We start from the raw sequence: 9,283 nt of genomic DNA on the forward strand, positions 1-9,283 counted from the left end.
GATTCGTCACTCAATATCCCACATACCGACTGTTCTTCTGTGACGTGCGGACGGGTCCCACACAATCTTTAATATCCTACTCCGGCATCCTTCGAACATGGACCCCGAGCGTTCCATCGCGACGCGCAGTGCCGGTCAGTTGACCCGTTCCTCCGGCAGCCGATTCTTTACAGCGATGGCGCGCACATTTAAACCGGCAAACGGCATCAATGCCTCCCTCGGCGGTCACGACGAGTCCAGGTCGGGGTTGCGCCCGTATCGCCGTTTGGCCGATGGTGACGGCCGCTGACGTGAGATGAGCGTCTCTCGGCATCCGGTCGCGCTCAGCATCGAGCGGCAGGTAGGTAAGTCGACTCGCCTGCTCGCGACGGTGATGGCGCTGCCACTCATCGACGGCATCTTCCCCGCGTTAGTGCTGGCCGGCGCCCTCACCTACCCGTTCGGTATCATCGAGACGGGGCTCTTGGTGTTCGGTGGCTCCGCGACGGTGGCCGTCATCCTCGCGGAGATGGACGGCTCCCCGCGGGACATCGTCCCCTCCATCCTCCTGCTCGGACTCGTCCTCGTCCCCGTGGCGGCGCTGGAGGCGGCGCTCGCACCGACCATCGAGAGTATGCTCGACATGCCGACGTTCCAGCGCTTCGCGGGCCTCGTCATCGTCGCCGTCGCCGCCAAGACGGCGAGTGCGCGGGTCGGTGAGTATCTCCCACGCCCGGCGGTCATCATCGGCCTCGGGCTCGTCGCCAGCTTCCAGCCGGGCGCCCTCGACGTCGCGGTCACCACCGACCCGGTCCTCATCGCGAAGGCCGCCGCGACGGCCGGTGTGGGCGTCGCGTTCGCGCTCGGCGTCGCGCTCGCGGGACCACAGCTCCGGGGCGCGGTCGACATCGACCGCTTCCGCTTCGGCTCCTCGGTGGCGCTCGGCATGCTCGCGCTCTCCGTCCTCCAGCTCATGCCGACGGAGGCACCCGTCGCGCTCGGCGTCCTCGTCGTGACGGCAGTGTTCTCGTTCGACCCCGACGGTTCGCCGATGGCGGCCGAAGAGCACGACGCGGACGACGACGCGGCCGCCGAGTCCGACTCCGCCGACGAAGCCGTGCCGGAGCCGGACCCCACGCCCGCGTCGGGGTCGGGCGTCCCTGCGGTCGCCGACGGCGGCGACGAACCAGACGGCGACGCCTACCGGTACCCCAGCAGCGAGGACTCGCGGCTCCCCTGGCTCTGAACTGAGTCCCGACCCGACGGCCCGGCGGCCCGGGTGGGACGAACGCCTATCACCGTCCCCGTCCACTTCGGGGTATGCCACAGTTCACCATCTCGACCGACGCCCGCCTGACGATCGACGACATCACCGACCGCGTGGCCGAGGCCGTCGACGACGTCGCTCCCGGAGCGGGTGAGCGGGTCTGTACCGTCTTCGTCGAACACACGACCGCCGGCGTCGTCGTCAACGAGGCCGAGTCACGCCTGCTGGGTGACGTGGAAGCGTACCTGTCGCAAATCGTCCCGAACGAGCGCTGGGACCACGACGCCATCGACGACAACGCCGACGCACACCTCCGGACGCTCTTTCTGGGCAACAGCGTCCAGGTGCCCGTGGTCGACGGCGACCTGACGCTCGGCAGTTGGCAGTCGGTGCTCCTCGTCGAGTGCGACGGGCCGCGACAGCGGACGGTACGCGTCGTCGTCTGACGCGCTCGTCGGCGTCGACACACCCGACCACCGGCGATGACGAACGCTTACGTGTCCCGCATCCCATCGTTGGGGTATGAGCAACCGCGTCGTGCAGGGCCGCATGGTGACGCCCGACAAGCTCGCCGAACTCGTCGAGGGGTCGCGACCGATGGAGACCGACGGCATCGAGGACGCCGACCGTGACTGCCCCGACTGCGGCGGAAACGTCATCTCGGTGGGCTACATGCCCTCCGTGACGGAGTTCGTCACCGGGTACAAGTGCCAGGAGTGCGACTGGAAGGAGACGGACCGCGAGTAGGCAATCGAAAGCCCTTTTAATCGAATCGCCATACGAGAGGATGCAGGGGTCGTGGCCAAGCCCGGCATGGCGACTGACTCCAGAGGCTACCGCCCGGTGACGACACTCCAGACTGATATACCGAGCGACCGACTGATCATCGGTCGTGTTGACGACCCTCTGGAGGACCGAGGCGCGACCGGAGATATCAGTCGATCGGGGGTTCAAATCCCTCCGACCCCACTCTCTTTCCACGCGAACTATCCGGCGAACACCGCGTAGCGTGTGCTCGCTCCCCATGAGCGCGGGACGTTGTCACGAGGAGGATTCGGACAGAGCGGACGAGCGAAGCGACGCCCTCGTCACAGTCTCTCCGACCGCACTATCCGACTGGACGCTCTCTCACGGACCGCACTCGCCGAACGGAGGCTCCGTTCTGCGACGTCCCTCCCGACGCTGCGTCACCAGCCAGTCCCCGGAAGTGCCACCGACGGGGCACTCTCGCCTCCGGGAGTAACCCGGAAGAACGACACCGGTGCCGTCCACACGCGACCAACACACTCGTTCACGCTCCGGCCCAGCAGCGTTTCAGTGCGATACGGGGTCCCGCTCCCCCGGTTCGTCACCGACCGACATTCACTCACGCGTGATTTATATCGACGCGTCGCCACTACGTCGTTATGACACGTCCCCGACGTAGCGGAAGCCCCTCCTCACCGTGGCGCTCCCGTCGGCAGTTCCTCGCGACGGCGGGCGCCACCGCCGTCGCGGGACTGCTGGCCGGGTGTGGTGGTCGGAGCGGTGGCTCCGCGGACAGTCAGTCAGAGTCGCAGTCGACGCCGGCGCCGACTCCGGCGGCAGACCCGACGGTGACGGCGACGGCGACGCCAGCACCGACCGGGCTGCCCGGCACGTACTTCGTCGACCCGGTGAAGGGCGACGACGAGTTCGCGGGGAACCATCCCGACTCGGCCTTCGCCACCCTCCAGCCGCTGACCACGAACGGCCGGGTCGACCTCCGGCCGGGAGACGTCGTCAAACTCCGCGCGACGGCGCCCATCGTCATCGAGGACAACGTCGACTTCTACCTGGTGAAGGCGAGACCGGACGACCCCATCGTCGTCGAACCGTACGGTGACGGTCGGCCCGTCATCGACGCGAGCGACGTCGAGGGGTCTGCCATCCGGATGGAGGGCGCACAGTACATGACGCTCCGCGGCTTCGAGCTGAAGAACGCCGGGAGCGACGGCATCCAGGTCCCCGGCGCGGCCAACGGGAGCCAGCAGGCCATCGGCTGCGTCTTCGAGGACCTCCTCGTCCACCACTACGGCCAAGGCGACAGCACCGAGGGGAACGGCATCGGCTTCTACCGTGACTCGTACGACCACGTCGTCCGCGACGTCGTCTGTCACCACGGGGCCGTCGACGACAACTCCGACGGTTTCTACATCGGGGGACAGAACCGCCGGTTCAGCGGCGGCCACCGGTTCGAGCGGTGCGTCGCCTACCGCAACGCCGACGACGGCTTCGACTTCTTCCGCTGTGCCCCCGAGCGTCCGAGCACACTCGTCGACTGCGTCGCGTTCGGGAACGGACGCGACGGCGAAGGGGCGACTGGCGACGGCAACGGGTTCAAGATGGGCGGCGGGTGGCGCACCGGCGGCAACCACGTCGTGCGTGGACGCTCGTACGGGAACGACGCCATCGGCTTCGACTGCAACGGCGCGAGCGCCGCGAACACGTTCGACAACTGCACCGCGTACGACAACGGGACGTACGGCTTCGAGTTCACCGGCGACACCGACCCGGACCACGTCGTCCGCAACTGCATCGCGTTCGAGAACAGCGAGGGCCCGGCGAACCTCCTCTACAACGCCCGGTCGGAGGCGAACACGTGGGACCTCGACATCGACGACCCGGCGTTCGCGAGCGTCACCGCCGCCGCCGACGCGTTCTTGCACCTCACTGCGGACTCACCCTGCGTCGACGCCGGCATCGACATCGGCGTCTCCTACGTGGGGAGCGCGCCGGACCTCGGCGCGTTCGAGTTCAGGCCCTGACGCCGACCGGCCCGTCGCGTTCGGTCGCTCGCCGCCGTCAGTCGGACTCGACCTCCGCCGGTTCGGCGTGGCTGCCGAACTCGACGGTGGTCCCCTCGTGTCGACACGTCTCCAGCGCGTGCTTCGCCGCGAACCCCGCGTCGTGGGCGTTCGTCCCGGCACCGACGCCGACTTTCAGTTCGACACCGACGCTCTCTTCGACGTGTGCGATGGCGTCCCGGTACGCCGTCCCGGAGAGCGCCGGACAGACCGCGATGATGTTGTCGCCGCCGACGAAGAACGAGAGCGCGTCGTGTTCCTCGCGCATGTAGCGCATCACGGCGGCGTACCCCTGCTCGATCTGGATGAACGAGTCGAACTCGTTGAGCTGGTCGGTGTACTTCCCGGTAGCGTCGTTGACATCGAAGTGGGCGATGTGGACGTCCGTCTCCGTCCGGTCCTCCTCGGAGAGCGGAGTGCCTCGCAGCACCTGCCGCCGGTTACCGTCCTGTGCGCTGCCGACCTTCTGGAGCCGTTCGGTCGCGTGTTCGAGCGCGACGGCGGGTAGTTCGTCGACGCCGATACCGAGACTCACCGTCACCGGGTAGCGGTTCCCGATGGACTCCTGGAGAAGGGCGTGGTCCTCGCGGTCCAGGCCGTTCGTGACCGCGACCATGTTGTCGAACCGGGTGAAGAAGACGTACCCGTCTCGCGCCCCGACGAAGTTCGCGAGGTCGGCGAAGAGTCGCGACTGCATGGTCTGGAGGTCCATCTCACGGCGCGGTTCGGGGGTGACCGTCCACGGACCGTAGTTGTCGATCTGGACGAGAGTGAGCTGCGTGTTCGTCACGTCCGGAGTGTAGGAGGGCGAGAATATCCCTCCTTTGGTTCACCGCGTCGCCGTTCAGCGACTCGCGGTCGTCCCCGAGCGCCCCGGCCCCCGCGACCGGACCGCCGTCACCCCGAGGAGGAGCGCGAGCCACGTGACGAGCCAGACGAACGCCCAGGTGAACACGATTGCGGTCGTCGACAGCAGCGGGAAGACGCTCACGACGGCCACCACCACCGAGTAGCCGACGCCGAGCGAGACGACGGCGACTGCCAGGCTCACCACGCCGCAGGTCGCCTGTCCGAGGCGTCCAACCGGGGTCCACTCCTCGACCGGACAGCGTGTCGGTTCGCCCCACTTCATGCGTATTGGTAACACGCCACTCGACTTAACCGTTCCCCGCGTCGAGACCACGTCTCGGTCGACGGGCGGCGGCGGAAGCCGACAGCCTGAACTCCCCTGCCTCCTCCGGTTCGGATATGCTCAGTGGGGTCATCTTCGACGTCGACGGGACCGTCGTACGCGGCGACGAGGCGTTACCGGGGGCCCGAGCGGGGCTCGACCTCGTCAGGGACCGGGGACTCCGACGCCTGTTCGTCTCGAACAACCCGACGAAACCCGCCGCCGCCTACGAGTCGCGCTTCGCCCGTGCGGGCTTCGACGTCTCTGCCGACGAGATTCTCACCGCGGCGACGGTCACCACCACGTACCTCGACGAGCACTACGGCGACGACCACCACTTCGTCGTCGGCGAGGAGGGCCTGCGGGCGCTGCTGTCGGAGGCGGGTCTCTCGCTCACGACCGACCCGGACGAGGCGACGGTCCTCCTCGCCTCCATCGACCGCGCGTTCGACTACGACGAGCTCTGTACGGCGATGCGGGTCCTCCGGGACGACTCCGTGGCGTTCGTCGGGACCGACCCCGACATGGTCATCCCGGCCGCCGAGGGTGACATCCCCGGGTCCGGCGCGGTCATCCACGCCATCGCGGGCGTCGCCGGTCGCGACCCCGACATCGTCCTCGGCAAACCCTCCGCACCCGCCCGCGAACTCGTCCTCTCGACGCTCGGCGTCGACCCCCGCGAGTGTCTGGTCGTCGGTGACCGCCTGGACACCGACATCGCCTTCGGGGTGAACGCGGGGATGACGACGGCACTGGTCCGGACCGGCGTGACTGACGACGCCGACCTCGACGCCGCCGACGTCGAACCCGACTACGTCCTCGACTCGCTCGCCGACCTCGGTGTGGTCGACGGACTGGGCTGACGTCTCGTCGAGCCCGGTCAGCACCACCTGCACAGCCGGCAGCCTCGCAGACGGACATCCCCCGGAGGCACGGCGCTGTCCGACACTGCTTCGACGGGACGAGCCGTCGTCGCGCTCTGTCGCGGCCCGCAGGTCCTCGCGGCCACGAGCGCCCTCGACGGCCACGAGCCGACGTCGTACCAGACCGCCCCGCCTTCGGCGCGGGCGGACGACGACGACCGAACGTTCGGCGGGTCCACACGGTGGTCGACCACGTGAGCGTCTGACGAAGAGTTATATACGTGCCGCGTGCTACCGATGTACATGGACGAATCGGCAGAACCACCGAACAGCCCGTACGTGTTCCGCGAGGAGCACGAAGCGCCCCCGTCGCACGACCCAGAGGAGCGGGAGGTCGTCATCGTCGACGGTCGGGCGATGAGCTATCGGGTCTACCGGCGATAGCGGCCTTCTCGACGTCTCCGTCGCAGTGAGCAGTCGCTCTCGTCTCTCTTCGGCGTCGAAGAACGAGGAGGGTGGTGTCCGGGCGGTTCAGGCCTGGATGTCGGCGCCGCCGTGGACCGTGACGTCCGCGTGGAGTTCCTCGCGGAGCGCCGCGTGGACGTGACAGATGCCTTCCGCACGGTCGGCGATGTCGGCGAACGTCTCGTCGTCGAGGTCGGCCTCGACGTAGACGTCGAACCGGACCGCCGAGAGGTCGTCGTCGCCGTCGAGGTCGGCCTCGGCGTCGATCTGTATCTTCCCGAGGTCGTCGTGGCCGACCTGCTGGCCGCCGACGCGGAACGCCGGGAGGTAGCAGGAGGCGTAGTCCGCGACGAGTACCTGGTTCGGGCTCGGGCCGTCCTCGTTGAGCGCGTCGATGTCGAGGGTGAAGTCGCCGACCTGGCTCTTCGTGGCGAACCCGTCAGTGCTGAGCGTGTGCGTCTGGATGTCAGTCATGACATCGTATTCACCGGACTCGACGGGCTTAAAAACTGATGACTCGGGTCGGCCCCGTGCACGACTCCCGTGTCGGGACGCCCGGCCCCACGTCGGGCCGGCCGTTCACACTGACTGCTGTCGGTCGGTACCGGACGACCAGTACCCGGTGACACCAGTCGGTGTCAGAGCAGCGTCGCGTCGAGCGATATCTCGGCGCCAGCGAGCACCCGCGAGACGGGACAGTTCTCCTTCGCCCCCTCGGCGTACTCCATGAACGTCTCCTCGTCGATGCCCGGGACCGACGCCTCGACGACGAGTTCGATGGTGTCGATGGTCAGGCTCTCCATGTCGAGGTGGACGTTGGCCGTCGCGTCGACCCGTTCCGGCTCGTGGCCGTCCGACGCGAGGTCGTTCGACAACGCCATCGCGTAACAGCCGGCGTGGGCGGCCGCGATGAGTTCTTCGGGGTTCGTCCCGTCGCCGTCTTCGAACCGCGAGAGGAACGAGTACGGACCCTCGAAGGCGCCGCTCCCGAGCGAGAGGTGTCCTTCCCCGTTCTTCAGGTCGCCTTCCCACGTCGCGTCCGAGCTTCGAACTGGCATACGAGTAACAGGAGGCCGTCGACCGATATAAACACTTACCCGAACCGGCTCTCGCGGGGCCGCCGCCTGCCACGAGAGTTAGGTGTGACGAGTCCTGCGGGGCGAACGAGGGGATGAACCGCGACGACTCGACCGAGCGCGACACGCACGACACGTACGACGACGCCGTCGCCCGGACGCTCCTCGACGGGAGCGAGTTCCACCGGCGACGGCTGGCGGTCGGCATCACACAGCTGTCGCAACGACGCAAACTGCTCCTGTTCGCCGGCGTCGCGGGGTCGCTCGCGCTGTGTCTCCCCATCGGTGTGACGCTTCCCGAGGCGGTCCGCGAGGGCTTCCTCGGGGGCGTCCCGCTCGCCGCGACGCCCGCCGTCCTCGCCCTCGGCCTGTTCGGCCTCACCGTGGAACTCGCCGCCGGCCTCGCCGTCGCCGCCGTCTCCTATCGGGCGCGCGCGACGACGCTCACGGAACGCGAGGCGCTCCACCTCGTCGCCGTCGACAACGTCGCCACCATGGCCGGTCTCGGCGTCGGGACGCTCGCCGTGTTCGCCACGCTCTGTGGCTTCGCCGTCGGCTACGGCGGCGTCGAAGCGGTCCAGGCGGTCACCGCCTCGGGTGACAACGGTGGTGGGCCGTACACCGCCCCCCCACTCCCGGTGCCGTCGGTGAGAGTCTTCGGGAGCGTCGCTCTCCTCGTCGGCGTGCTGCTCGCCGCGCTCGGCGTGAGCGTCGGGAGCGAGGCGTAGATCGTCGTGGACCGCCGCCGGGTTCGGTTCGGTGTCACCCCGACTCGAGCAGGTCACGAAGACGGTCCAGCGTCGCGTCCAACTCCCGCTGGTTGTACGCCCGCACCACCGGGTTCAGGAGCGTCGCCACCGGACCGCCCGACACCGTGAACGTCGCCTCGCAGGTGACGCGCGTCTCGCCTTCCCGTGGCTGTAGTCGCCAGTCCATCTCCCCGTCGACGCCGCCGCGGAGCGTGAACCGGAGTCGACGCGGCGGGTCGTGCGTCACCGCCTCGACCGTCCCCCGCAGGGGAATCCCGAACAGCCGGTAGGTGTAGCCCGCGCGGTGTCCCCCCTCCGGGAGTCGCTCGACGTCGTGGACGGACGAGATGCTGGGCGAGATGCGCTCGTGGTTCGGCGGCGTGTCGAGGAAGGCGAAGACCGCTTCGGGGGACGCAGCTACCCGTTCGGTCGACGAGACGGTCACCATACTCGTGGGTCGGCGGCGACGGAAAAAACGGTGGCGTCGGCGTGGCCCGGGACGAGTCGAGTCGGGTCGGGTCGACGGGTCAGAGCTCGAACGTCTCGTCGCCGGCGAGGACGTGGACCTCGGCGTCGCTGCCCGTGGCGGCCACCTCCCTCACGAAGTCGTCGGTGTCGACTTCGATGGGCGGGAACGTGTCGTAATGCATCGGGAACGCGTGGTCGACGTCGAGCCAGTCGACGGCGATGGCCGCCTGCATCGGTCCCATGGTGAAGTGGTCTCCTATCGGCAGGGCGGCGGCGTCGGGTTCGAGGAACGGCCCGATGACGTCGCGCATCTCCGTCATGAGGCCGGTGTCGCCGGCGTGGTAGAACGTCGTCGACTCCTCGTCGGACATCTGCGTCGGCTTCGTGTCCGAGACGACGAAGCCGGCGGGCATCCCCGCG

12 protein-coding genes, 1 tRNA gene and 1 pseudogene are annotated in these 9,283 nt (G+C 68.4%); 8 read left to right on the plus strand and 6 right to left on the minus strand.

Translation table 11 applies throughout. The features are described from left to right. The first annotated feature begins 295 nt into the window (after nt 1-295). From ACESK5_RS11015 to ACESK5_RS11035, 5 genes are all read left to right on the plus strand, one after another. Entirely contained in the window at nt 296-1,225 is a 930-nt protein-coding gene (locus ACESK5_RS11015; protein WP_372911617.1) for a DUF5794 domain-containing protein, read from the plus strand. 74 nt (nt 1,226-1,299) lie between these two features. Beyond that, the gene (locus tag ACESK5_RS11020; RefSeq protein WP_372911618.1) at nt 1,300-1,692 is read left to right on the plus strand and encodes a secondary thiamine-phosphate synthase enzyme YjbQ; all 393 of its coding nucleotides are present in this window, start codon (nt 1,300-1,302) and stop codon (nt 1,690-1,692) included. Nucleotides 1,693-1,768: 76 nt separating this feature from the next. Beyond that, nucleotides 1,769-1,993 (plus strand): DUF5795 family protein, encoded by a 225-nt coding sequence (locus ACESK5_RS11025; protein ID WP_372911619.1) that lies wholly within the window; start codon nt 1,769-1,771, stop codon nt 1,991-1,993. A gap of 45 nt (nt 1,994-2,038) precedes the next feature. Then, nucleotides 2,039-2,215, plus strand: a tRNA-Trp gene (locus tag ACESK5_RS11030). 437 nt (nt 2,216-2,652) lie between these two features. Continuing rightward, nucleotides 2,653-4,032 (plus strand): pectate lyase, encoded by a 1,380-nt coding sequence (locus tag ACESK5_RS11035; RefSeq protein ID WP_372911620.1) that lies wholly within the window; start codon nt 2,653-2,655, stop codon nt 4,030-4,032. 37 nt (nt 4,033-4,069) lie between these two features. Here the strand turns inward: ACESK5_RS11035 and ACESK5_RS11040 are convergent, their stop codons facing one another. Both ACESK5_RS11040 and ACESK5_RS11045 read right to left on the minus strand, forming a co-directional pair. After that, nucleotides 4,070-4,861 carry a GTP cyclohydrolase III gene (locus tag ACESK5_RS11040; protein WP_372911621.1) on the minus strand — a complete coding sequence of 264 codons (792 nt, stop codon included), beginning with the start codon at nt 4,859-4,861 and terminating at the stop codon, nt 4,070-4,072. Nucleotides 4,862-4,915: 54 nt separating this feature from the next. Then, nucleotides 4,916-5,203 carry a hypothetical protein gene (locus ACESK5_RS11045; RefSeq protein WP_372911622.1) on the minus strand — a complete coding sequence of 96 codons (288 nt, stop codon included), beginning with the start codon at nt 5,201-5,203 and terminating at the stop codon, nt 4,916-4,918. A 116-nt stretch (nt 5,204-5,319) separates the two neighbouring features. Between ACESK5_RS11045 and ACESK5_RS11050 the strand changes: the two genes are divergently transcribed. Further along, entirely contained in the window at nt 5,320-6,105 is a 786-nt protein-coding gene (locus tag ACESK5_RS11050; RefSeq protein WP_372911623.1) for an HAD-IIA family hydrolase, read from the plus strand. Between the two features lie 303 nt (nt 6,106-6,408). Next, nucleotides 6,409-6,549 carry a hypothetical protein gene (locus ACESK5_RS11055; RefSeq protein ID WP_372911624.1) on the plus strand — a complete coding sequence of 47 codons (141 nt, stop codon included), beginning with the start codon at nt 6,409-6,411 and terminating at the stop codon, nt 6,547-6,549. A gap of 87 nt (nt 6,550-6,636) precedes the next feature. Here ACESK5_RS11055 and ACESK5_RS11060 read toward each other — a convergent pair whose 3' ends face one another. Together ACESK5_RS11060 and ACESK5_RS11065 are read right to left on the minus strand one after the other, a co-directional pair. After that, on the minus strand, nt 6,637-7,044 hold the full coding sequence (locus ACESK5_RS11060) for an OsmC family protein (RefSeq protein WP_372911625.1): 408 nt from the start codon (nt 7,042-7,044) through the stop codon (nt 6,637-6,639). Between the two features lie 164 nt (nt 7,045-7,208). Further along, nucleotides 7,209-7,628, minus strand: coding sequence for an OsmC family protein (locus ACESK5_RS11065; RefSeq protein ID WP_372911626.1), 420 nt, complete (start codon nt 7,626-7,628; stop codon nt 7,209-7,211). 113 nt (nt 7,629-7,741) lie between these two features. Here ACESK5_RS11065 and ACESK5_RS11070 point away from each other — a divergent pair, with 113 nt between their 5' ends. Continuing rightward, a complete protein-coding gene (locus tag ACESK5_RS11070; RefSeq protein ID WP_372911627.1) occupies nt 7,742-8,374 on the plus strand; it encodes a hypothetical protein in 633 nt (210 codons plus the stop codon). A 34-nt stretch (nt 8,375-8,408) separates the two neighbouring features. On the opposite strand, the gene ACESK5_RS11075 is transcribed toward ACESK5_RS11070, so the two are convergent. Together ACESK5_RS11075 and ACESK5_RS11080 are read right to left on the minus strand one after the other, a co-directional pair. Beyond that, on the minus strand, nt 8,409-8,843 hold the full coding sequence (locus ACESK5_RS11075; RefSeq protein ID WP_372911628.1) for an SRPBCC family protein: 435 nt from the start codon (nt 8,841-8,843) through the stop codon (nt 8,409-8,411). A 79-nt stretch (nt 8,844-8,922) separates the two neighbouring features. After that, nucleotides 8,923-9,283, minus strand: a pseudogene (locus ACESK5_RS11080) (metal-dependent hydrolase); the annotation flags it as partial.

The organism is Salinigranum sp. (genome assembly GCF_041641895.1).
GTDB lineage: Archaea > Halobacteriota > Halobacteria > Halobacteriales > Haloferacaceae > Salinigranum.